General features: G+C 40.1%; 18 protein-coding genes and 1 pseudogene. 16 read left to right on the top strand and 3 right to left on the bottom strand.

Annotated elements, in window-relative coordinates; translation table 11 throughout:
* Nucleotides 1-238: 238 nt before the first annotated feature.
* The 3 genes and pseudogenes from V7K84_RS06740 to V7K84_RS06730 form a co-directional block, all read right to left on the bottom strand.
* The gene (locus tag V7K84_RS06740; protein ID WP_334837043.1) at nucleotides 239-736 is read right to left on the bottom strand and encodes a hypothetical protein; all 498 of its coding nucleotides are present in this window, start codon (nucleotides 734-736) and stop codon (nucleotides 239-241) included.
* Between the two features lie 135 nt (nucleotides 737-871).
* Nucleotides 872-982, bottom strand: a pseudogene (locus V7K84_RS06735) (type II toxin-antitoxin system VapB family antitoxin); the annotation flags it as partial.
* Between the two features lie 149 nt (nucleotides 983-1,131).
* Entirely contained in the window at nucleotides 1,132-2,517 is a 1,386-nt protein-coding gene (locus V7K84_RS06730; RefSeq protein WP_334837042.1) for a response regulator, read from the bottom strand.
* 747 nt (nucleotides 2,518-3,264) lie between these two features.
* Here V7K84_RS06730 and V7K84_RS06725 point away from each other — a divergent pair.
* From V7K84_RS06725 to hepA, 16 genes are all read left to right on the top strand, one after another.
* Nucleotides 3,265-3,939, top strand: a complete 675-nt coding sequence (locus V7K84_RS06725) for a vWA domain-containing protein (protein WP_094351580.1) — start codon at nucleotides 3,265-3,267, stop codon at nucleotides 3,937-3,939.
* 52 nt (nucleotides 3,940-3,991) lie between these two features.
* The gene (locus tag V7K84_RS06720) at nucleotides 3,992-4,774 is read left to right on the top strand and encodes a PP2C family serine/threonine-protein phosphatase (RefSeq protein WP_334837041.1); all 783 of its coding nucleotides are present in this window, start codon (nucleotides 3,992-3,994) and stop codon (nucleotides 4,772-4,774) included.
* Between the two features lie 57 nt (nucleotides 4,775-4,831).
* Nucleotides 4,832-6,997, top strand: coding sequence for a tetratricopeptide repeat protein (locus V7K84_RS06715; protein ID WP_334837040.1), 2,166 nt, complete (start codon nucleotides 4,832-4,834; stop codon nucleotides 6,995-6,997).
* 327 nt (nucleotides 6,998-7,324) lie between these two features.
* Complete coding sequence (gene rfbF / locus V7K84_RS06710; protein ID WP_334837039.1) at nucleotides 7,325-8,098, top strand: glucose-1-phosphate cytidylyltransferase; 774 nt, start codon at nucleotides 7,325-7,327, stop codon at nucleotides 8,096-8,098.
* Between the two features lie 133 nt (nucleotides 8,099-8,231).
* Nucleotides 8,232-9,446 (top strand): L-2-hydroxyglutarate oxidase, encoded by a 1,215-nt coding sequence (gene lhgO, locus V7K84_RS06705; protein ID WP_334837038.1) that lies wholly within the window; start codon nucleotides 8,232-8,234, stop codon nucleotides 9,444-9,446.
* A 670-nt stretch (nucleotides 9,447-10,116) separates the two neighbouring features.
* Entirely contained in the window at nucleotides 10,117-11,145 is a 1,029-nt protein-coding gene (locus V7K84_RS06700) for an NAD-dependent epimerase/dehydratase family protein (protein WP_322688854.1), read from the top strand.
* 222 nt (nucleotides 11,146-11,367) lie between these two features.
* Complete coding sequence (locus V7K84_RS06695; RefSeq protein WP_334837037.1) at nucleotides 11,368-12,321, top strand: glycosyltransferase family 2 protein; 954 nt, start codon at nucleotides 11,368-11,370, stop codon at nucleotides 12,319-12,321.
* A gap of 38 nt (nucleotides 12,322-12,359) precedes the next feature.
* On the top strand, nucleotides 12,360-13,367 hold the full coding sequence (locus tag V7K84_RS06690; RefSeq protein ID WP_334837036.1) for a glycosyltransferase family 2 protein: 1,008 nt from the start codon (nucleotides 12,360-12,362) through the stop codon (nucleotides 13,365-13,367).
* A 50-nt stretch (nucleotides 13,368-13,417) separates the two neighbouring features.
* Nucleotides 13,418-14,260, top strand: coding sequence for a phytanoyl-CoA dioxygenase (locus V7K84_RS06685; RefSeq protein ID WP_334837035.1), 843 nt, complete (start codon nucleotides 13,418-13,420; stop codon nucleotides 14,258-14,260).
* Between the two features lie 21 nt (nucleotides 14,261-14,281).
* Complete coding sequence (locus tag V7K84_RS06680) at nucleotides 14,282-15,127, top strand: phytanoyl-CoA dioxygenase (protein WP_334837034.1); 846 nt, start codon at nucleotides 14,282-14,284, stop codon at nucleotides 15,125-15,127.
* A gap of 132 nt (nucleotides 15,128-15,259) precedes the next feature.
* On the top strand, nucleotides 15,260-15,805 hold the full coding sequence (gene rfbC, locus V7K84_RS06675) for a dTDP-4-dehydrorhamnose 3,5-epimerase (RefSeq protein ID WP_334837033.1): 546 nt from the start codon (nucleotides 15,260-15,262) through the stop codon (nucleotides 15,803-15,805).
* Between the two features lie 361 nt (nucleotides 15,806-16,166).
* Nucleotides 16,167-17,480: an NAD(P)H-dependent oxidoreductase gene (locus V7K84_RS06670; protein WP_334837032.1), complete on the top strand. Its 1,314-nt coding sequence runs from the start codon at nucleotides 16,167-16,169 to the stop codon at nucleotides 17,478-17,480.
* 308 nt (nucleotides 17,481-17,788) lie between these two features.
* Nucleotides 17,789-18,889: a glycosyltransferase gene (locus V7K84_RS06665; protein WP_334837031.1), complete on the top strand. Its 1,101-nt coding sequence runs from the start codon at nucleotides 17,789-17,791 to the stop codon at nucleotides 18,887-18,889.
* A gap of 125 nt (nucleotides 18,890-19,014) precedes the next feature.
* The gene (locus V7K84_RS06660) at nucleotides 19,015-21,246 is read left to right on the top strand and encodes a GumC family protein (RefSeq protein WP_334837030.1); all 2,232 of its coding nucleotides are present in this window, start codon (nucleotides 19,015-19,017) and stop codon (nucleotides 21,244-21,246) included.
* A gap of 600 nt (nucleotides 21,247-21,846) precedes the next feature.
* Nucleotides 21,847-22,566, top strand: a complete 720-nt coding sequence (gene hepC / locus V7K84_RS06655; RefSeq protein WP_334837029.1) for a heterocyst development glycosyltransferase HepC — start codon at nucleotides 21,847-21,849, stop codon at nucleotides 22,564-22,566.
* 198 nt (nucleotides 22,567-22,764) lie between these two features.
* A complete protein-coding gene (gene hepA, locus V7K84_RS06650; protein ID WP_334837028.1) occupies nucleotides 22,765-24,615 on the top strand; it encodes a heterocyst formation ABC transporter subunit HepA in 1,851 nt (616 codons plus the stop codon).
* Nucleotides 24,616-24,720: the final 105 nt, after the last annotated feature.

Raw genomic sequence — 24,720 nt, 5'->3', positions numbered from 1 at the left:
CAAGAAGCGCTCGATGGCTACTCGCCTTGCAAGGCGTACCCTTTCACTTGAACAATCCTACTACGTTAGACTGGCAATGTAAAAATTAAGTAAATACTGAGAATGTATCTACGCAGGGAAGTAAGTCCTTATTTTTATTTGGTTGATTTTGACCTTAAACTACATACGCCCGGATTTCTCGCTTGTGAAAAATCCGGGTGTTTTGTTTCAGACAAAAGCGTGTCAAAGGTTTGGTCATCTACGGTTTACTAACAACAATTTTAGCAATGTAGTCTTTGAGTGCGATCGGCTTTTTGCTATTTGGGTACGGGGAAACTCCTATCAATTTCACCGAATACTTATCTAAAAATTGAATTGGTAAAGTATCACGGCCTGGTATCAGGGTTAGCGTTAATGTTGAAACTTGCTGACCATTTTTTATGATGTCTAATCCAATAATAACTTGCCCTTGCCAAATACAAGTTACATCAGAAGGACACCGAGAATCCTGGATAACTTTTGAAAATTTGATTTCAATATTTTCAGTGGGGAGGTAAGCTGTCCTTCCATATCTAAGATAAAATGGAGTATTTAAAGTAGTTCCAACTCTAGCCATCAATTGTTGATGATGACCTTGAGCAATTGATTTAACTTCTATGCTTGAAGGCTTGATATTTGATAAGACTCCATAGGTAGGAAAACAATTTGCTCCACCAATCAATGTTAATATAACCGCTGCGCTTACTACACTTTTCATTTTTTATACTCCATAGTCAGGAATTTTATTATTAGTTGAGCCAGAAAGTAGACTTATAAATTGTTCTGTTTTCTGCTAGAGTGAACTTTTTGCGTCTGAGAGCTACAGACCAGACTGAAGTATCAACAATGACTTTCATCGACTTTGGCGCTGTTGCTCGTAATCATAATCATCGTCATATTCAATCGTGCCAAATAGCTCCAGAATTTTCAGTTGTTTTTGACGTTGTACATACTCTCGTAATGCCTCTTCAACAACGGCATCCTTAGTTGGATGGCCACCAAGTTCGAGTAGCTCTCCTCCTTAATTAAGTTTTCGTCAATTTCTAGATTAGTACTCATGTGTAGATTATCGCACAAAGGAATGTGCATAAAAAACTCATTGGAGTAGTTAATTTAAGTCAAATGCATAAAGACTATTTTCAGTAATTCGGCGCGAGTAAACGGTTTAGTCAGATATCCAGAAGCCCCGACTAATTTGGCTTTTACTTTGTCTACAATTCCTTTATTCCCAGTGACAAAGATAATAGGAGTATTTTGAAATAATGAATTATTTCGTATAATTCGGCACAACTCATAGCCATCAATTCCCAGCATGTTTAAATCCAACAAAATTAAATCCGGTTTGTGCCTTATAATTGACAAAACGGCTTTCACTGGATCGTTAATAGTCACTACAGAAAAATTTTCATTTTCTAAGAAATAACTAATTTCTTTAAGAATTGTAGGGCTATCATCTACAGAAACGATTTTGTGGACTTTTTTTACTGTTACCGTAGCAGCCGTTACTCTTTGGGAAGCAGAATTTATGTTATTTGATATTGTTGGTTGCTGAAAGTTTTCTTTTGAAGGAGTAGAAATCTGTGGTAATCGCTGAACAGGAACTATTTTCTCTTCAGGAATATTTGGGTAAGAATTGACAGTGCTACTTAGTTCTTGTTTGGTGTCAACTAACCCTGAAATCAATTTTGAGAAAAGCGATTGCTCCTCAAAAATCTTTGGTAACTTATCATAAGGCGGATCGGGTTCATGAAGGATAATCGCACCCTTAAGGATGTAAGGGTATAAATTGCGAGCTAGTTGAATTTCATCTTGATTCAAAATTACGGCCAGATGACACAGGCTAAAACCCTTCATCCAGTTAATTAAATCTGGCTGTAGATTTGGTAAATCTTGCTCGTCAAACTTACTGTTAATCAACAGATATGGACGTTGATATGGAGAAGAAATTTTAGGTATAAAAGCCTGCCAATTCTGTAATTTTAATTGGCAATATTCGAGAATTTTTTCGACACCTAGTCGGCAAATCTTTGGCATTCTCTCAAGTGGTTCTGTTAACTCATAAGTACCTACTTTGATGAGCAAAAATGATTCAATTACCTCTTTAACTAATTCTTGAACCAGCACTGCTGCTTGTGTAGAATGTAGATGTTGTTGACTAACAAGCCAGGATATAGCCTGATACTCAGGAGGATGGCTTCTGGAATTAGTGTCATCTTTGATTAACTGACTGTGTGAGTCAGGTTCAAACATCAGCCGTACTTGAGAGCGAACCTCATTAGTCAGGAGTGGGATTTGCTGGCTGAGGCGTCGCAAATGGCGTTCTAATCGATCGAAGGGTTCCACTGAATGGGTAGCGTAAGTTATTTTGCCCTGTTCTAAGTAAATCGACCAAGAAACTGAGTTACTCAATACTTGTAAACAAGTACTGTCGGAACAATTGGATAATTGTCTTAACAAACTTAGAGGACGTAGTTTGGTGAATGTACCTGAGTTATTCATATTTTTGAAGTTTTTTGCGGAATCAACAACCGAACATTTGTAGATTGAAAATATCAGCTATAAAGTATTCTCTTCTTTGTAATATTTTTCTATCCACAAATTATTTATTTGAAAATATGTACATATATTAAAAGATGTAATGCTTCTAAGTCCTTTGTTACATTTAGCACATTTTACTTAATCTATCTCAAAAAACAAGTAGGTGTGAATAAAGGTAAGAATCTATCATAGCGAGATTATCAGTAGATGTTGGTTAATTCTGGATTTTACTAACTACTGAGAACTCTTGAGTGAAGACCTTAATAATGATGTTTATTTATGCCCACTCACTTCAAGAGGCAAATTTGATTCCAAGTTCGCGTAGTTACACTGGTATACTTATAGAGTTAACAAGCTTAATTATGGTTAATTACTTTTCCTTAAAGAAACGATTCTTCTACATAAAATCTTTAAAAACTTATCTAGGAAAGTTTACGTATTTATTGTACTCTAGGTTTAATGGATATAACTTTTTGGTAGATACATTACAACAGATAATGCTGGGTTTTGATAAACTCTTTTTTGCTAAACTAAGCTGTACTCAAGTTCATCTTAAATATATAGAGAACTTCATGAAAATAATTTGTTTAATAAAGATTAGAGCATCTACCAATAGATACTATATTCTGTAGTCGCCTCGGCGATTGAAACTATATACTCTGAGCAAAGGGAAACAAAGCTTTGGACTTTACCATAACACAAAAAGTTATGCATGATACATTAAGACTTGATGAAGTAGTAGAATTTGCTGAGAATCCAGAACCACGTTGTCCTTGTGTACTTTTATTAGACACATCTGGGTCGATGCAAGGAGAGGCGATTGAGGCTTTAAATCAAGGTTTACTAAGCTTAAAGGATGAATTAGTCAAAAATTCCTTAGCTGCCAGACGCGTGGAAGTGGCGATCGTCACTTTTGATAGTAATATCAATGTAGTACAAGACTTTGTGACTGCCGATCAATTCAATCCACCTATTTTGACAGCCCAAGGCTTGACAACAATGGGTGCGGGAATTCATAAAGCTTTGGACATAATTCAAGAGCGGAAATCTCAGTATCGTGCCAACGGGATTGCTTACTATCGTCCTTGGGTATTTATGATTACCGATGGAGAACCCCAAGGTGAGTTAGAGCAAGTGGTAGAGCAAGCATCCCAGCGTCTACAGGGAGACGAGGCAAACAAGCGGGTAGCATTCTTTACAGTTGGAGTAGAAAATGCGAATATGACGCGTTTAAATCAAATAACTGTACGTACTCCCTTAAAGCTTAAAGGATTAAATTTTATCGAGATGTTTGTCTGGCTGTCAACTAGTATGTCGGCTGTTTCTCATTCACAAGTAGACGAACAGGTAGCACTACCGCCGATTGGTTGGGGGACTGTTTAATTAAAAATTGCAGCTTGATGTTTACACAGCTAGCTGCTTGAAAAAAAAATTTATGAACATATCAAAACAGATTGCTCAATGGCGGATTGTGGCTGCGTCTGTATGTGGTACAAGTCACTTAAAAAACAATCAATTATGTCAGGATGCTCATCACTGGCAGATATTGTCAGATAATGTTTTAGTGGCGGCCGCAGCAGATGGCGCGGGTTCTGCTAGCCTTGGGAAAGTAGGAGCGATGGTTGCTGTGGAGACAGCAATCGAAAACATTTCTACCAAAGGGCTGACTCGAAAAAGTTTGACTGATGATACATTGGTGCGATCGCTCTTAAATGATGCCATATTCGCCGCCAAAAAAGCTGTGGAAGATGAGGCGGCTACTTGTGACAAACAGCCTCAAGATTTAGCAACTACCTTAATTATGCTGGTTGCTACACCAGAAGTTGTAGCTGTAGTTCAGATAGGTGATGGTTTGGCAGTGGCAAAAGATAGTATGGGCAACCTGCTGGCACTGACGATGCCTGATAGTGGTGAATACATTAACGAAACTACTTTTTTAACTTCGCCTAATGCCTTAGATACAGCACAAATGAGATTATGGCGCACAGACATAGTAAACGTTGGTATCATCACCGACGGATTACAAATGCTGGCTTTGAATATGGTTGTTGGCGAACCTCACAAACCATTCTTTTTTCCGCTGTTTGAATTTGTCGCCAATACCGAGGATAAGACAGAAGCGAAGGAGCAATTGGTAAAATTTCTACGCTCAGAGCGGATTACGCAACGCACTGATGATGATTTGACACTCATTATAGCTGCATTCAACGACTCATGAGCAATAAATCTACAGGTTTCACATCTTACAATAACTTCCGTTAGCGGTAATTTCATTATGCAGGTACTACGTTGTTCCCCCAAAAAAGAAATCCTCAGTCTCAATGTCAGTTTGGGACGTGGCGGTGAAGCTTGTGTTTATGCAGTGCCATCCGATAACGACTTGGTGGCAAAGATTTACCACAAGCCAACCACTGCCCATGCAGAAAAACTTCAGGCGATGCTTGCTAACCCGCCAGAAAACCCTACGGCGAGTTTAGGGCATATCTCTATCGCTTGGCCAGAGGATTTATTACGGGCGGCAGATGGCAAAAATAGCATCCTGGGCTTTTTGATGCCACGTATTCAGGGGATGCGTCCAATCATCGACTTTTACAACCCCAGAACCCGTCGGCAACACTGCCCTCTATTCAACTATCAGTACCTGCTCCGCACGGCTCGAAACTTGGCGGCAGCTTTTGCCGCTTTGCACGCTAGTGGATATTGCATTGGTGATGTGAACGAGTCTAATATCCTCGTCAGTGATACAGCACTGGTGACTTTGATAGACACAGACTCTTTCCAAGTAACCGACCCAAACAGCAATGTTGTTTATCGCTGCCCAGTAGGTAAACCAGAATTTACTCCACCAGAACTACAGAATAAAACTTTTGCCCAGCACGATCGCGAAATCTCTCACGATTTATTTGGGTTAGGGGTGCTAGTATTTCAACTCTTAATGGAAGGCACCCACCCATTTTCGGGGATTTTTCAAGGTGCGATTGAGCCACCACCTTACGAAGCCCGCATTGCGTCGGGTCATTTCACTTATAGCGAAAAGCGTTACGTACCCTATCTACCTACTCCCATTGCCCCCCCTTGGGAAATTCTCCATCCCAGCTTACAGGAACTATTTGTCCGTTGTTTTGAAGAAGGTCATAACAACCCACAACTACGCCCCAGTGCCCAGACTTGGCTCTCAGCCATCGCTGAAGCCGAAGAGTCCCTGATTACCTGTACGACAAATCCCCAGCATCGCTACAACAACCACATGCGTAGCTGTCCGTGGTGCGAACGTACCGTGCGATTAGGTGGACGCGACCCCTTCCCATCACATCGGGCTATAGAAGCTAGAGAACATCTCCAACCGCGAATCAAAGCGAGAAAACGCTACAATCAGACACCGCATTTTCCCCAGCGAGCCATGTCACCGCAGGTAGCTAATTATTGGCAGCCAATAATGACTCCCAGCGGTTCATATAAACCTTCCAAAAAGTCAAAGTTGTACCCGATTATTTGTTGTTTGCTGGGTTTTGGTTTATTGGGATATGCAGATGTAATGATTAAATTTACTCAGCCGTTGGTTTCCCAAAATGCTTACACCCAACAAACGATCAAGTCTTCCCAGCCAAATAACAAACTCAGCTTCGCTGATTCTTATCAGCAAGGTTATATTGCTTATAAAGAGCGAGACTATGACAAGGCAATTGTCAACTTTAGCCAAGCAATTGAACAAGAACCGACACACGCTAGAGCAATTGTAAATCGTGGCAATGCCCGCTATAACCTGAAAGACTACGAAGGAGCAGTTACAGATTATAGCCAAGCTCTGAAAATCAATCCCAATCAAACCAAAGCTCTGGTAAATCGGGGCAATGCCCGCTATATGCTTGCTGAATATAGCAACGATCCCGATCGAGAATATAATCTAGCGATCGCAGACTATAATCGAGCTATCGGTCTGAATAATAATGAAATTGAAGCTTATGTCAGACGGGGGATTGTCCGCGCCCAAATGGCTAAATACAGCGGTGAATCTCAACAAGCTTACAAAAAAGCGATCGCAGATTTTACTCAAGCCATACAACTTAATGTCTCCAAAGCCGAAGCTTACTTCCAGCGGGGCGTTGTCTATTATCAAATTGCTCAATATAGCAGCAATTATCAGCAAGAATATAATCAAGCGATCGCTGACTTTAACCAAGCATTAACTCTAAGTCCTAAACTAGCAAAAGCATATCTCAAACGAGGTATGGTTCGCTATGAACTGGCACAATATGGCGGTAGTGAAGCTAACAAAAACCAGACAAAAGCTGTCGAAGATATACAGGCATCTGCCAAAATATTTCTTGAACAAGATGACATGGATAATTATCAACAAGCACTCAGTAATATGTGTGTAGTCATCGAAAACAAATGTGACCCTTTATTCCAAGGCTCAAGTAATATGGAAAAAACTAACTAGAAACAAGTATTTTTTGTTACTACCATATTATTGATTTTGATTGAAAAAATCAAGCCTGACTAGGGTTAGCGCCAGCTAATCCTAGTTATTTTATAGGTGACAATTTTATTTCATTGAGTAATTTATTTCTGTATTTATAGATATTCATAGAGCTTTTATATAGAAAAGATTTTAATTTATGTTACCTTTATAATTTCATCGGAAATTACAGTTAGATTATTGACGGAGAAACAGAAATCAGAAATACATTTCTCTCCCTTTAAGTGCATCCGCTTCATCTCGAAAAAGTTAAATAATCATATCCCTACAAATCTCCGAGGTAATTGCATGAAAGCGGTGATTTTGGCTGGAGGTCTTGGTACACGCCTCAGTGAAGAAACCAGTGTTAGACCCAAGCCGATGGTTGAGATTGGTGGTAAGCCAATTCTCTGGCACATAATGAAAACATACTCTGCCCACGGCATTAATGACTTTATTATTTGTTGTGGTTACAAAGGTTACATAATTAAAGAGTATTTTGCTAATTACTTTTTACACATGTCAGATGTTACCTTTGATATGCGCTTTAACCAGATGAACGTGCATTCTGGTTATGCAGAACCCTGGCGCGTCACCTTAGTAAATACGGGTGATAATACAATGACAGGTGGACGCTTAAAGCGAATCAGCGAACATCTTGGTAACGAGACTTTTTGCTTTACTTATGGCGATGGTGTCAGTAATATTAATATCACCGAGCTAGTTAAATTTCACAAAGAACAAAATAGCTTAGGAACACTCACAGCCGTTCAACCAGCGGGGCGTTTTGGTGCTATTTCTTTAGGACATGAGCAAACCAAAATCAGCAGCTTTCGGGAAAAACCTGAAGGTGATGGAGCTTGGATTAATGGCGGTTATTTTGTGTTAGAACCAGAAGTAATCAACTTAATTGCTGATGACTCTACAGTATGGGAACAAGAGCCATTAGAAAAGCTAGCTGATATGGAACAGCTATCTGCTTTCAGACATGATGGGTTTTGGCAACCAATGGATACTTTACGCGATAAAAACTATCTCGAAGGACTGTGGAAGAACAATCAGGCTCCTTGGAAGGTATGGTAAGGAGAGTTGGGGGAGCAGGGGAGCAGAGGAGCAGGGGAGCAGAGGAGAATAATTAATAACCAATGCCCAATGCCCAATGCCCAATGCCCAATAACTTTATAGATTTACTGTAATTTGAAGTGCGATAATACTAATGTATGATTTTGCGATTATAGGTGGGGGAATAGTTGGACTCTCGACAGCGTTGGCTTTAGGAAAACGCTATCCCAATGCCCGGATTTTAGTACTAGAAAAAGAGAGTCAATGGGCATTTCACCAAACTGGCAATAATAGCGGGGTGATTCATTCTGGTATTTATTACAAGCCAGGGAGTTTCAAAGCTAAATTTTGTCGTGATGGTTCTCGTTCAATGGTAGAATTCTGCCAAGAGCATGGAATTGACCATGAAGTTTGTGGTAAGGTAATTGTTGCAACTGAAGAACAAGAACTACCACGCTTAGAAAATCTCTACCAACGCGGCTTAGACAATGGCATAGAAGTCCAGAGAATTAGCCCCGAAGAAGTGAAGGAAATTGAACCTCACGTAAGATGTGTAGGTGGGATTCGCGTATCCTCAACTGGTATTGTTAATTACAAGCAAGTTTGTTTGAAATATGCCCAGCTAATTCAACAGCAGGGTGGAGATTTGCACCTGAATACAAAAGTCCTGAAAATCTCTCCAAGTGGTAAAAATCAGGTACTGCAAACAAACAAAGGTAACTTTGAAACCCGCTTTGTAATTAATTGTACTGGATTGCATAGCGATCGCACCGCCAAACTAGGTCAAGTTGAACCCCAAGCCAAAATTGTGCCATTCCGGGGAGAATACTACGAACTCACGCCAGAAAAACGCTATCTAGTCAAAACATTAATCTATCCAGTTCCCAATCCAGATTTCCCCTTCTTGGGTGTCCACTTTACTCGGATGATTGATGGTAGCGTCCATGCAGGGCCAAACGCAGTTCTATCCCTCAAACGCGAAGGTTACAAAAAAACCGACTTTGACTTACGGGATTTTATGGAAGTTATCACCTATCCCGGTTTCTGGAAGTTAGCAGCTAAACACGCTGATGAAGGCATCCAAGAAATTATTCGTTCTTTTAGCAAAGCAGCCTTCACCAGAAGTTTACAAAAACTAATTCCCGAAGTGCAAGCAGAAGACTTAGTTCCCACCCATGCAGGAGTTCGCGCTCAAGCCTTAATGAACGATGGCAAGCTTGTAGACGACTTTTTGATTGTTTCCGGTCAAAACTCCATTCATGTTTGCAATGCACCTTCTCCTGCTGCCACATCTTCTCTAGAAATCGGCAAAGCACTTGTGGCAGAAATTCCCCAACTTTCGCATCTAGAGAGTGTAGTCACTGCATAGATATCATAGTCATTATTTCCGGGACTGCTGACGTAAGGGATGAATCTTGTATAGTGGGCATCTTTCTTTGCCTGCCTCGAAATACAAGGGACGGGTAAGATACCCATCCCACAACAAAAAAGTGTCATGCATCAATTAAGAACCGCTATAGAGTGCTACTACCCAATGGGTTAGTCGGCAAACTATGTAATGAATGTTAGCCGATATATATAGCGCTTCTGGGTTGAGTCCAATGACCTAACCCCCAACCCCTTCCCTTATAGGCTATCCATTAGTCACATCTTTCTTTACAATCTTGAAACGCTTGTTTTGTAGGCATCTTGAACACTGAGGTGTCAAACATACTTGACAGATTGGCTCTTAGTCTTCTCGCTAAAATTAGGTTTTTATTGAGAATTGACGACGAACGAATCAGGGTTAGAAAAAGCGTGAGTGAATACTCTCGTAAATGTTGAGAAAGATCCGGGTAATGGATAGCCTTATAGGGAAGGGGAGCAAGATTCAAAGCCTCTCTCCTAAGAGGAGAGAGGCTTTGAAGAGAGGTTATTTGCTTGCATACAAACGAAAAATATAGCGGTTCCCTTTTAGATACAACACCCTATAGGGCGAATATTTGTGCGTCCCTACTAAACGAAAAATTTAACTCATCAATACAAAGGAATTAACCACAATGAAAATATTAGTAACTGGAACAGAAGGCTATCTAGGTTCATTATTACCGCCTTTGTTAATCGAACGAGGACATGAAGTTATTGGTCTAGATACCGGCTTCTATAAAGTTGGTTGGCTGTACAACCCTAGTGGAGTCACACCCAAAACCCTGAATAAAGATATCCGCAACATCACTCCTGATGATTTGGAAGGTATTGAAGCCATAGTTCACATGGCAGAACTCTCCAACGACCCAGCCGGACAATTAGCACCTAATATTACCTACGAAATTAATCATGTAGGTTCAGTTCGTCTAGCTAGTTTGGCTAAGGCTATGGGTGTGCGTCGCTTCGTATATATGTCTTCGTGCAGTGTCTACGGTGTTGCAACCGCAGGTGATGTCACAGAAGAATCCGCAGTTAATCCCCAAACAGCCTACGCAGAATGCAAAACTCTGGTAGAAAGAGATGTCAGACCACTCGCCGACGATGACTTCTCTCCCACCTTTATGCGGAATGCGACAGCCTTTGGTGCTTCTCCCAGAATGCGCTTTGATATTGTTTTAAACAACTTAGCAGGGCTGGCATGGACTAGCAAAGAAATCAAAATGATTAGTGATGGCACACCTTGGCGGCCATTAGTCCACGCATTGGATATTTGCAAAGCAATAGTCTGCACCTTAGAAGCACCACGAGACATTGTACATAACCAAATCTTCAACGTGGGAGATACAGCAAATAACTATCGCGTTAAAGAAATCGCGGAAATTATTGCTGATATTTTCCCAGATTGTAAATTGTCCTTTGGTGACAACGGCGCAGACAATCGCAGCTATCGCGTATCCTTCGAGAAAATCAACACAATCCTACCCGGATTTAAATGTGATTGGAATGCCCGACTTGGTGCCCAGCAGCTATTTGATTTATTCAGTCAGATACACATGGCTGAAGATACTTTCTTGTTTAGAGGATTTACTCGCTTAAAACAGCTAGAGTATCTAATTCGGACAGAACAAATTGACAAAGATTTCTTCTGGAATAAAAAATAGATAAAGTTGCCTAACTGCAACGGAAAAAGAATCTAAGCTTCCGAATCAAATAGCGTTGATTCGGGCTTATTCCATCCATCCAATTATTTGCAATCAGCGAGTTAAATTTTATGGTTTTCCTCTCAGCAATTAGGAAGCGAGTTAGCCATCTGAAAGCTAAATTAATTGCCCCTGGATTGAATCGCTACATTTTGAGAAAAAGCCGAATAAACAAAGCAGAAGATGAATAAATTGCTGACTATCGCAATTCCTACATTCAATCGTGCCCAGATTTTAGATAAGCAACTTACTTGGTTAGCCAAATCTATTAAAGGGTTTGAGTCTGACTGTGAAATCTTTATTTCTGATAATTGTTCTACAGATAATACCCAACAAATTATTAAAAAGTGGCAGATAATTCTTGGTAATGTAACATTTACATCAAACAGGAATAGTGAAAATATCGGGGTCATGGGTAACATTGCTTGTTGCTTAAAAGCCCCAACTAGTAAATATATTTGGACAATTGGTGATGACGATCCAATTCAAGAGAGAACCCTAGATTATGTGTTAACAACACTAAAAAAACATTCAGATTTAGCACTAATGTTTTTAAACTTCTCTGGTCGTCAAAAACAAACAGGTCAACTTGTTGTCGAACGCTGGTTGAATAGCGATAACGACGAACTAAAAGTTGATGGCAAAACTGTATTTCAAAGTTATCTGAATGAAAATTTTGGTGGTGTACTTTTTATATCAGCAGCAATTTATCGCACAAATTTAGTGCAACGTGCTTTACAAAAATGGCCGTCTGCTACTAATAATTGGGCATCTCAAGCATATTGGACTGCATTTTGTGCTGCTCATGGAAGTGTCATCGTCACTAAAGATACTTATTTAGAATGTACTATGGGCGCTAGTCTTTTGGATCTCGACCCAACATGGAACTTTAAAATGCGATATGCGTACATACCTGAAGTTTATATAAAACTACTCAAAGTAGGATATCCTCATAAATTTTGTCAGGAAATGATTTGGCAGAATTTCCATCAAAAAACTGACTGGAAAATCCTATTAGGTGCTTTAAAACGTTGGCCTTTATTGACAATCAAGATATTTATTCCTTACCTACGTTTGTTAAGCATATCAGCTTGGGCAATTCTTTTTCCACCCAAACAGCTAGAGACTAACCTGTAACCATTCATATATCAATTTATTAACTACTATTTTTTACCATGCAGAAATTACTGACCATTGCTATACCGACTTATAATCGTGCTGAATTGCTGGATAAACAGTTAGCATGGCTAGCTCAAGCTATCAAAGGTTTTGAAGATGATTGCGAAATTTTAGTTTCTGATAATTGTTCAACAGACAATACTCAGGATACGATCAAAAAATGGCAAATAATCCTTAGCAGTATCCCATTTAAATCAAATAAAAATCCTCAGAATTTAGGCGTTGTAAAAAATATTATGTATTGCCTAAATTCTACTACCACAAAATATGTTTGGACGATTGGTGATGATGACCCAATTCAAGATAGAGCCATTGCTTATGTGATTAGCAAACTTAAGCGATATGAAGATTTATCATTATTGTTTCTTAACTTTTCCGGTCGGAACCAAATTACTGGTGAACCAGTTCATCCACCAACAATTGTTGGTAATCGCTGGTTTGATATAGATAGTGAAGATGGTGATGGCGATGGTAAAGCTATATTTGAGCATTGTTTCTCAAAAAGTGTCGGTGCGGTCATTTTTCTGACTGCGACAATCTACCGCACTGATTTAGTGAAACGCGCTCTACAAAATTGGCAAGATGCTGAGAATAACTGGATATCTTTAGCATATTTAGCCGGTTATTGTGCTTCTAATGGTCGGGTAATTGTCACGAAAGAGACTTATTTGGAATGTGTTGTGGGTGTGAGTTATTGGCAGAAAGAACCAAAATCTGCACTTTTAATGCAATACAAACACATACCCGAAGTAATTTTGAAATTGGAGCAGAGTGGATATTCTAAGCAGTTTTGCCGGCGGATGCTTTTGCAAAACGGTAAAGAAGTCAACTTGAAAGTTTTCTTCGGTGCTTTAAGAAGATGGCCTATGTCTGCCATTCAGACAGTAGTCCCATTTTTGGCTTTAGTCGGTTTATGTGCTTTTGACGTGATGATTTCTAAAGAATTTAGTTTAGCAGAATCAAGTGAAATGCCTGCTCAAGAAATACGGAACTATAAGCCATAAGTTACTAAATTACTGATAAATCGACATTGAAACTAGAAAGAGTTTACCAGATGTTTAATCTAATTAAACGCAAATTATCTACATTATCTGCTGACTTTGAATATTATGTAGCTCGTTGGAAGCATAGCAGAAATCTGCCAGCATTGGAAGGGCGCGATCGCAACATCCTCAAGGCTCTCAAAAAAGACGGTGTTTATGTCACAACACTGGCAGATTTAGGCTTAAACTCTAGCTCCGAACTGCTCAAAGCTGCTTACCAGCAATTGTCTCAGATGGAAAATCTCAACAACGACCATCTAGATGAAAAGTTGCCACAAATTTCCACAGTTACAGGTTTACCAGAGTTTTATGCCTGGGCAATGGAGAAAAGACTTCTCAATCTCATCGAAAATTATATTGGTCTGCCTATTGCTTTTCACGGTGTGCATTTACGTAAAGATTTCCCTAGCAAACATCAGTTTGGCACACTACTATGGCATGGCGATTCCGAAGACCGTCGCATTATCAAAATCTTTATTTACTTGAATGATGTTGAAGAAAAAACTGGGCCTTTTGAATACATTCCCCGCTCTTTAACTTCCTTATTTAGTTGGAATTATATTCGGCTGTTCTACAAACTTTGGAAGTCAGGCTATAGGGGCATCGATGATGAGGAAGTGAAAACAGTCATCCCCAAATCAGCTTGGAAATCCTGCCCAGGTCCAGCAGGTACTGTCTTGATTGTAGATGCGAAAAATACTTTGCATCACGGAACAGTCCGCACAGAAGAACGCTTAACACTATTCTTTTGTTACACCGCCAACCCTCCTGAAAAGCCAGAACTCTGCACCCAATACTGGGATGATACTTATCCCAGAGCAGAGTTAAGGCAGCAAGTCGAAAATAGCCGATAGTGTATTAAAGGTAGTCATGCAATGCTGATCGAGATTAAACGCAAAATATCTTCACTGGGATCTGAGTTCGTTTACAGATTAGCACTTTTGAAACACACTGCTAATTTACCTACACTAGAAGCAGGCGATCGCAAAATTCTTGATGACCTTAAATGTGATGGTATTCATATTACCACACTTACTGAATTGGGATTCGATTCAACACCAGAATTGCTCAAGGCAGCTTATGGGTATTCGTCCCAAATGGAATCTGGCAATCATGAGGATTTAAATGAAAAAATTCCCCAAGTTTACACAGTTACATATTTACCTGAATTTGCTACTTGGGGAAGCGAAAAAAGGCTCCTAAATATCATTGAAAATTACATTGGTCTGCCAATCATTTTTCATGGTGTACATCTCCGCAAAGATTTCCCTAATAAAAATCAGTTTGGTACACAACTATGGCATAAAGATGCAGAAGATCGCCGCATGATCAAAATCATTATTTACTTAAATGATGTTGAAGAAAAGCACGGGCCATTTGAATATATCCCAGCCTCTTTAACCTCTTTATTTAAATTAAACTATTACCGTACTTACTACAAGCTTTGGCAATCTGGTCATTTAGGCATCACAGATGAAGAACTAAATGAAATTATCCCGAAAGAGGCTTGGAAATCTTGTACAGGATCAGCAGAAACAGTCATTATTGTCGATCCCAAAAAAGCCATACATCACGGTACATCACGCACTGAAGATAGGTTAACTTTATTCTCGTGCTACACTTCTACTTCTCCCGAACGTCCAGAAGTTTGTACTCAATATCGAGACAATACTTTTCCTCAACCAAAGTTAACTGAACCAGTCAGTAATAGCACCATATAGTTTTGTTAAAGCAAGCTGCTTGTTAATCTAAAAATCCGCTCAAGACTATTGTTGATGGGATTTATAACAAGTTAAGTTTTCAAATGTGCCAAGTTTTATTGTCGTTAATATTCCTATCGAGGTTATTCATTCATGCTCTTCACTCCAACTGCACTCAAAGACGCATTCATCATTGATTTAGAAGAAAAGCCAGACCACCGTGGTTTTTTCGCTCGGTCTTTCTGCGCTCAAGAATTTGAAGCACACGGATTAAAGCCAACAGTTGCCCAATGTAACTTGTCTTTTAATTACAAAAAAGGCACTATCCGGGGAATGCACTATCAAGTTCTGCCAGCAGCAGAAACAAAATTAATTCGCTGTACTAAAGGCGCAATCTACGACGTAATTATTGATATGCGTCCTGAATCTCCTAGCTTTCTATCACATATTGGTGTAGAGCTAACCCCAGAAAATCGGCGCGCTTTGTATGTTCCAGAAATGTTTGCTCATGGCTATCAAGCGCTCACCGATGAAACTGAAGTTGTATATCAAGTGGGCGAATTTTACACCCCAGGATATGAAAGAGGTTTACGCTATGACGACCCATTCTTTAACATTGATTGGCCTCTAGATGTGACTGAAATCTCTGAAAAAGATTTAAATTGGCCCTTGTTGAGAATGATGACTGTTGGCGTATAGACTATTTCTCTGTGCCAGGTGTTTTCCACACAACACACTGGCTCCTCTGTATCAGGTAAGGTTAAGGTACTTCCAAAAAATATCCCATCGCTATAGAGGCAAGGGGAGGGAATATGCAAGAGCAACTCATACCAAAGAAAAGTTTGCCCAAGCCTACAGAAATGCTATGGAGCAAATTATCAAAAATCATAGCTGGAAAAACGGACTGCTGTTATAGCATCTAGCAAGCAACCAGTTAGTAGCTATCATTAATGATAATTTCCATGAAAATGTACTTAATGTTTAGCTGTAAAAAATTATTAAGTGCAAAATTATCGAGAATTTGTAACACAACAAACAGTTCCAAAAAGGAGTTTAGTTCATGATTATTATCGATCGCGCCTTACAAGCCCGTGCAGCAGCAGGAAATCCTATCAAAGTGGGAATGATCGGTGCTGGTTTTATGGGTCGAGGAATTGCCAACCAAATTGTCAATTCAGTGCCAGGAATGGAGTTAGTTGCTATCTCTAATCGTCAGATTGGTGCAGCTAAACAAGCTTATTCGGAAGCAGGAATTGAAGATATCCAAGTTGTTGCAACTATCAGCGAATTAGAAGATGCGATCGCTAACGGTAAGTATGCAGTCACAGAAGACGCTAAGTTACTGTGTCGGGCTGAAGGCATCGATGCATTAATCGAAGTCACAGGTGCAGTGGAATTTGGCGCTCAGATCGTTATGGAAGCGATCGCCCATTGCAAACATGTGATCATGATGAATGCCGAACTCGACGGCACCATTGGCCCCATCCTGAAAGTGTATGCCGACAAAGCAGGCGTGATTCTCAGCGCTTGTGATGGCGATCAGCCAGGGGTACAAATGAACCTTTATCGCTTTGTAAAAAGCATTGGTTTAACTCCCTTATTGTGCGGTAACATTAAAGGACTCCAAGACCCCTATCGCAATCCCACCACCCAGGAAGGATTTGCTAAACGTTGGGGTCAAAAGCCCCACATGGTGGCTAGCTTTGCTGACGGAAGCAAAATTTCCTTCGAGCAAGCGATCGTTGCCAATGCCACAGGCATGAAAGTCGCCAAACGGGGAATGTTGGGATATGACTTCAGCGGTCATGTCGATGAAATGACCCAGTTATATGATGTTGAACAACTCAAAGAACTAGGCGGTATTGTCGATTATGTAGTTGGAGCAAAACCAGGCCCAGGCGTATATGTATTTGCCACTCACGACGACCCCAAGCAACGCCACTATCTCAACTTATATAAATTAGGCGAAGGCCCACTTTACAGCTTCTATACTCCTTATCACCTCTGTCATTTTGAAGTTCCCTTGTCCGTAGCGCGTGCTGTTTTATTTGGTGATGCCGTTATGTCTCCACTAGCAGGCCCGTTAGTAGATGTTGTCACCACCGCCAAAATTGACCTGAAAGCAGGAGAAACCTTAGATGGCATTGGCTACTACATGACCTACGGACAATGTGAAAATTCCGATATCGTCCAACAGCAAAATCTTCTACCAATGGGTTTAGCTGAAGGGTGCCGCCTCAAACGAGATATTTCTAAAGATCGAGTCCTCACTTATGAGGATGTAGAATTACCTGAAGGCAGACTCTGCGACCAACTACGAACTGAGCAAAATGCCTATTTCGCTCCAGAAAAAATCTTAGTAGCAGTTGGATAATATCGGTTCTCAAAACATTTGCCACAAATGAATTGGCTGTAGGGGTGTACAGCTAGCTGTACGCCCCTAATACGTTTCGGATAAGATCCCCCCGCCTGCGGCGACCCCCTTAAAAAGGGGGTAAAAAGAAGAAAAAAGCCCCCCTTTTTAAGGGGGGTTGGGGGGATCTCCGACGCCTCTACCAAAATATTTGTAACAATAATTTCATCAAGAGGATAGAAAGCTATACTGCGGGACACTAAAGTTGTTGATAGTAACTTGCTGGGGAGCGTTTCAACAAACCCGATCGAAACTTTAGGTCAAATTTCATGAAAATTGCTCTCGTCCATGATTATTTAACCCAGCGAGGTGGGGCAGAGCGTGTGTTTGAACTGCTTTGTAAGCGTTATCCCGAAGCAGATATTTTCACATCTTTGTACGATCCCCAAAAAACTATCGATCTAGGCGATCGCATAGTTAATACAACCTTCTTACAAAAGATTCCTGGTGCAGCAAAATATTTCAGGTCGATGGCTCCTTTATATTTTCCTGCCTTTCGTGCCTTGGATCTGCAAGACTACGATTTAATTATTAGTAGTAGCACCAGCTTCGCCAAAGCAGTGCGAAAAAATCCCAATGCCCACCACATTTGTTTTTGCCATAACGTTACCCGTTTCTTATGGGATACAGCAACTTATTTAAGAGAGTACGGGGACTATAGATATTTTGCTCCTTTAATCGAACAAGTATTTCAAGTCATGAGAAAGGTAGACCTGAAATATGCACAGGAGCCTGACCTTTACATTGCTAATTCTAGTGTTGTTGCCCGCCGAATTGAAAAGATTTATGGTAAAAAGGCAATGATGGTGAACTATCCAATTGATACTAGTAAATTTGTTTTTTCAGATATAAAAGATGAATATTATCTGGCCTCCGCCCGGATGATCGGTTATAAGCGACTTGATATAATAGTCGAAGCTTTTAATTGGTTAGGGTGGCGGCTATTAATATCTGGTGACGGGCCAGAACTAGCACGGTTAAAATCCAAAGCATTACAAAATATTGTGTTCTTGGGACACGTAAGTGATAGAACCCGCAAAGACTTGTTTTCCAAAGCCAAGTCTATTATTGTCGCAGCCTTAGAAGATTACGGATTAGTTCCAGTAGAAGCTAACGCTAGTGGTACACCAGTCATCGCTTATGGAGCAGGTGGAGTATTAGATACTCAAATTCCAGGTGAAACAGGAGTCTTTTTCAAAAGACAAACACCCGAATCTCTACAAGTTGCATTACTAGAAGCCAACGCCATTTCTTGGGATTACGATCGCATCCGCAATCATGCAGTAGCAAATTTTTCAGAAAATGCATTCTTTGGCAAGGTTGAGCAAATTATTAACCAAGCTTGTGGCGTGCAGCAATTATTTATTTGATTTCTGAATCTCTTTCCACTATCAGATTACCTATTTCTTTGCTCTCTCCTCATTGGCGGTTCGTAAAAAAATAGGTATTCATCGGAGAATCTCTTAGCGTAAGTCTTGAAGACAAGGATATAAAAGTGGTTCAAACTAGTCTAAATCCTCATCTAGCTCCAGCTTCTGAAAGTGAACCAAGTTACGGACAAATGTTTGCCGTATTTGTGCGGCGGTTTCCTTGGTTCTTAGCAGTATTAATTAGTTCTATTGCGATTGCCAGCATAGTAACTGTAAAAACAAAGCCTACTTATAAAAGTTCTATGCAACTGCTAGTAGAACCTAACTATCAAGGTAAAACGGAAGGTGGCGCGGGGGTAGACAATCAGTTTACTGACTCTAACGTGGTCATAGATACAGCCACTCAGCTTAACTTGATGCAAGGTTCAGGACTCATCCAGAAAGCAGTTGATAAACTTCAGTCTAATTATCCAGATATAACTTCAGCTGAAATTAAAGCTTCTTTGGTCTTAACTCAAATCAGGAGCAAAGAAGATAATGTCGCTACTAAAATATTTCAAGTTGAATATACTGCTGGAGATCCTGAGAAGACCCAAAAAGTTCTAGATGCAATTCGACAAGTTTATCTGGAATATAACAAACAACAACAGACTTCGCGTTTACAAAAAGGTCTGCAAATCATCAGGGAACAGTTAAGTAAAGCCAGTGAAGAAGTAAACGCATCTGAAACAAATTTACAAAGATTTCGTAGAAATCAGAACTTAATCGATCCAGAGTCACAGGCCAAAGCAATTGAAACAGCTTTGAATAATCTTTCCCAAGAAAGACAGACAACTCGCGCTCAGTATGGAGAAGCTTTAGCACGCCAAAAATCTTTAGAAGAACAACTTAATCGTTCTCCCCAAAATGCCCTAGTTGCTTCTCGTTTGAGTCAGTCTACTCGCTATCAAGGCTTACTAAACGAAATCCAAAAAAGCGAATTGGCACTAGCACAAGAACGCTTACGCTTTACAGATCAAACTCCGAGCGTGCAAAAGCTCAAAGAACAGCTTCAGGGCCAGAAGGAATTATTGCAACAAGAGGTAGGAAGAACTTTAGGCGGAAAATCTGCTGGTGCATTCACTTCTGGAGACTCTCTTCTCGAAAAAGGGCAGCTGGGCCAAATCGATCTCAGCCTTGCTGGTCAGTTAGTAGAAACGCAGACAACTATAGTTGCTTTAACTGCTCGCGATCAAACTTTGGCTCAGAAAGAAAACGAGCTACGTTTGGAAATCAAACGCTTCCCGCCTCTGTTGGCTTATTACAATCGGATGCTACCGCAGTTGCAATTTAGTCGTGAAAGATTAGAGCAGCTTTTAAGAGCAGAACAACAATTGCGACAAGAACTTTCCAAGGGTGGATTTAATTGGGAAGTGGTGGAAGATCCCCAAAAAGGCGCGCAATTAGGCCCCAATCTCCAACAGAATTTGCTGTTAGGTGCTGTAGTTGGGTTAATGTTAGGAGGCATTGCTGCCTTTATTCGCGAATCGGCTGATGATGCAGTTCACACCACTGCTGAGTTAGAGAAGCAAATGGCCATGCCGTTGTTGGGAACAACTCCCAAGTTACCGCCAGCCAAACCCAGAGAATCAATGATCAAGTTGCCTTTTGGCAAGCCAGAAGTTCTCGCCCCCTGGACGATTCAGGTATTGCAATCTCCACCGCGTTGGGAATCGCTGGATCTGATTTACAAAAACATCGAACTTTTAAATACTGTTACTAATTTAAAATCTTTGATGATTACCTCGGCTTTAGCGGATGAGGGTAAATCAGCTTTGGCGTTGGGTTTGGCAATGAGTGCTGCTCGTTTACACAAAAGGGTACTGCTGATTGATGCCAACTTACGCGATCCCAATTTGCACCATCAGCTGAATCTTCCTAATGAGCAGGGGCTTTCAACTTTATTGGCAAGTGATACAACTCTACCCAACCAAATTAGTCTTCAATACTCAGGTTCCGCCTACATTGATATTTTGACCGCTGGCCCCAAACCTACCGATCCAGCTAATCTGTTGAGTTCTCCTCGGATGATGCAATTAATGGCAGCATTTGAGGAAAACTATGATTTGGTACTGATAGATGCTCCCCCAGTTCTCGGTTTGGTGGATGCTATGCTTACCGCATCATCTTGTCGTAGTGTGATTATGGTGGCAAGCATTGGTATTGTGACGCGAAGTCAGCTTAATCAAGCGACAGCCATGCTGAGTAAGTTAAATCTGATTGGGGTTGTAGCTAATGGGGTATCAAACTCTAGTAGTAATTACGTACCCAATATCAAACAACAGCAATTGGCTCTACGTCAAGCTGTAGAAAAGTAGCTAGTACGGCTAGATGATAAATCCCCGACTTCTTAAAGAAGTCGGGGATTTTGCGTTTCGTATTTATAATCAAAATTTGCTTTTGTTGCGATCGGGAAGAATCCAGTATATTTATGCTATCTTCATAGATTTTCAGAGAAATCACTGACTCTTTAAAGAATAAATAAAGAAGTTATTTGAGCGATCGCTATTTCTACAGAGTCTTATATTCTAGAGATTAAAGCACCTTCATAAAGGCTAGAAGACAAGAGCAGACTGGTTTTTCAAATCTATCGAGACAATGAACACTTCAGCGTAATTAAACGTAGATATAGATTCATGGGTAATTTCCCTCTACACTTCTCTACTGTCAGTAGTTTCCGGAAAATCAAGATTTGCCCATGAATGTTAATAGTAGCGGTGATTGCTACCTATGTAATTAGTATCTGTCTAATTTGTAAATCTCTACACCAGCAGAATTCTACGCAATACGTGCTTGGCTGAGTGGCAAATACTATAGCAGATTTTTGGACTTACAACAAGATTCGGATTTGGGTCTTTGGCATTAATAGCCTTTGATAACGCCTCAGTAATTCACTCCTGTATAAACCCAAAGACATTATGACAACTTCAATAATTCCAACTCTAGAGAATTTATATGATGTAACCCAGTCACAGCAAGATAATCGTGGGTACTGCACACTCCTGTGGCGACGGGGTAAGCTGTTGGTGAAGCCGCTTGGAGGAGTGAAACAACCATATCTAGCTTCATTAGATAGTAAGCGATCGCTAGTAGAATGCTTACAACATTCTCCAGTAAGTTTGGTCAGCATAGATCCAAAATTGGGTGAGACTTTGCTCAAATTTTGGGCAGATGCATGTGAAGCAGCTCAAAAACCAATATTTTTAAGCATACCCGCTGGCAAAAAACTTCCTAACCAACCCTTCAGACAATTACAGCGAGTAATTGATTGGATTGCTGCTTTCGTATTGCTGCTATTAGTAAGTCCAGTCATGTTGGGATTGATTGTATTAATGCAGGTTTACTCGCCAGGGCCACTTTTTTGTCATGAATGGCGTGTTGGGGAACGGGGTAAATTCTTTCAAGCGATGAGCTTTTGCACCCACAATACCACACCGCTAGCGCGTTGGATAGGTAAATACAATCTCGACAATCTGCCACAGTTATTTAACGTGCTACGAGGTGACATGAGTTTAACCGGATCTCGTTGTTGGACTTTGGAAGATGCAGTACAGCTAAATAAATTACCAGAAATTACAGCTTCCTGGGAAGTAGAGGCACAGTCTCATTTGTTACATCTGGATAGCCAAACTCTGTAATTTATCGGTGCGGTAATTGATGATTTCATTTATCGCACTGAGGCTCAAAAAAATTATTTATGTAACATCCGGTTCTAGATAATTAGTTTTCCAAACGCGATAAATCGCATCTCTACATCAGGGTTTTGTTGCTCATTCTGAACTCTGTATCGATTTATAGAGGTCTATCTACCTTGCCAAACTATTATGATAAAATCCATGAATTTCCAGCTTCCTCAACCTCTCAGTAATCTGCTCAAAGCTAGCAGCTTTTGGCAGGATAACTATTTGATATTGCGAGAATTTAAACACTTTCGTAAAATTGCAATTTTAGCTCTGGTTTTCTCTATTTTGGCGGCAACCTTTGAAGGTGTAAGTATTGGTTTTTTACTTTCCTTCTTGCAAAGCTTAACTAGTCCCAACGCTCAACCTGTGCAAACAGGAATAGAATGGTTCGATCTTTGGATTTTGGGAGCCAAGACATCAGCAATTAATCGTTTATATCGCGTATCTTTGCTGATTCTATTGAGTACTTGGTTACGTGCCACCTTTAATTATTTTTCTCAAGTCTATACTGAATTATCTCAACTACATCTTGCCGATCGCTTACGCAAGCAAATTTTTGAACAGTTACAATCTTTATCGCTAAGTTACTTTAGTCAAACTCGTTCTGGCGAACTAATTAACACAATTACCACCGAGATTGAAAGAATCAGACAAGGTTTTAGTGGCGGAGCTTTTTTAGTAACTAGAGGACTAACAACCTTTGTTTACTTAATATCGATGTTTTTGATATCATGGCAATTGACGGTAATATCAGCATTACTATTTACACTTTTAGGTGTGGGGTTGTCAAATCTGAATGCTAGAGTCAGAGAATCGAGTTTTGGCATGACAACTGCTAATGCTAATTTTACATCAACAGCCATAGAATTTATTAATGGCATTCGCACTGTTCATTCCTGTGGTACTCAAGAATTTGAGCGTCAGCGTTACTATAAAGCTAGCGATAAGGTAATAAGTAGTACAACAAAGGTTGTATTTACCTGGACACTTGTGAAGCCAATCGCCGAAGGAGTAGCGACTACGGTATTGATCGGAATGATTATTTTGGCATTCACTAGTCTTGTCACTAATGGAACGCTACAAGTTGCTTCTTTGCTAACCTTTTTCTTTGTACTCTTTCGCTTTATCCCATTTGTTCAAGATATTAATGGCACGAGAGCATATCTTAGCACTTTACATGGTTCAGCAGACAATATTAAAAATCTGTTGACAAGTGATGAAAAATATTACTTTAAAAATGGCAGAGTTGAGTTTAAGGGATTAAATAGGTCAATAGATTTAGTATCTGTGGATTTTGGTTATGATGATGAAAATCTAGTATTGCATAATATTACCTTGACGATTGAAAAGGGAAAGATGACAGCATTAGTCGGATCGTCTGGCGCTGGTAAAACAACCCTTGCTGATTTGATTCCCCGATTTTATAATGCTACAGATGGATATCTTTTCATTGATGAAATCGATATCCGACAATTTGAAATTAACTCTCTCCGTCGTAAAATAGCTGTCGTTAGTCAGGATACCTTTATCTTCAATACTAATGTTTGGCAGAATATTTCTTACGGAACTCCAGAGGCGACGAATGAGGAAATTCAAGAAGCCGCTAAACTAGCGAACGCACTAGAATTTATTTTGGAAATGCCCGAAGGTTTTGATACCCAATTAGGAGATCGGGGTGTTAGGTTATCTGGAGGACAAAGACAGCGAATTGCTATTGCAAGAGCCTTACTGCGGAACCCAGAAATTTTAATTTTGGATGAAGCAACTAGTGCCTTAGATTCGCTATCTGAGCGCTTAATTCAAGATTCATTAGAAAAGCTATCTGTTGGTAAAACAGTAATTGCGATCGCTCACCGTCTTTCTACTATTTCTAAAGCAGATAAAGTTGTAGTTTTAGAACAGGGACGGATAGTAGAGCAAGGTAAGTATCAAGAACTATTGGAACTAAAAGGCAAGCTTTGGAAATATCATCAAATGCAGTATGAGCTAAGGCAGCCAGATTAGGAATAACATCCAATTCCCAAAGGAATTAGAGCATATTTATCGGCTGTACATCTCTACAGCCGTAAACCCCTAAATATGTATCAGTAATTTTGCAAAATAGTAAAA

This window comes from Nostoc sp. (assembly GCF_036917315.1).
Lineage (GTDB): Bacteria > Cyanobacteriota > Cyanobacteriia > Cyanobacteriales > Nostocaceae > Nostoc.
This window is presented reverse-complemented; position numbering and strand designations above follow the sequence as displayed.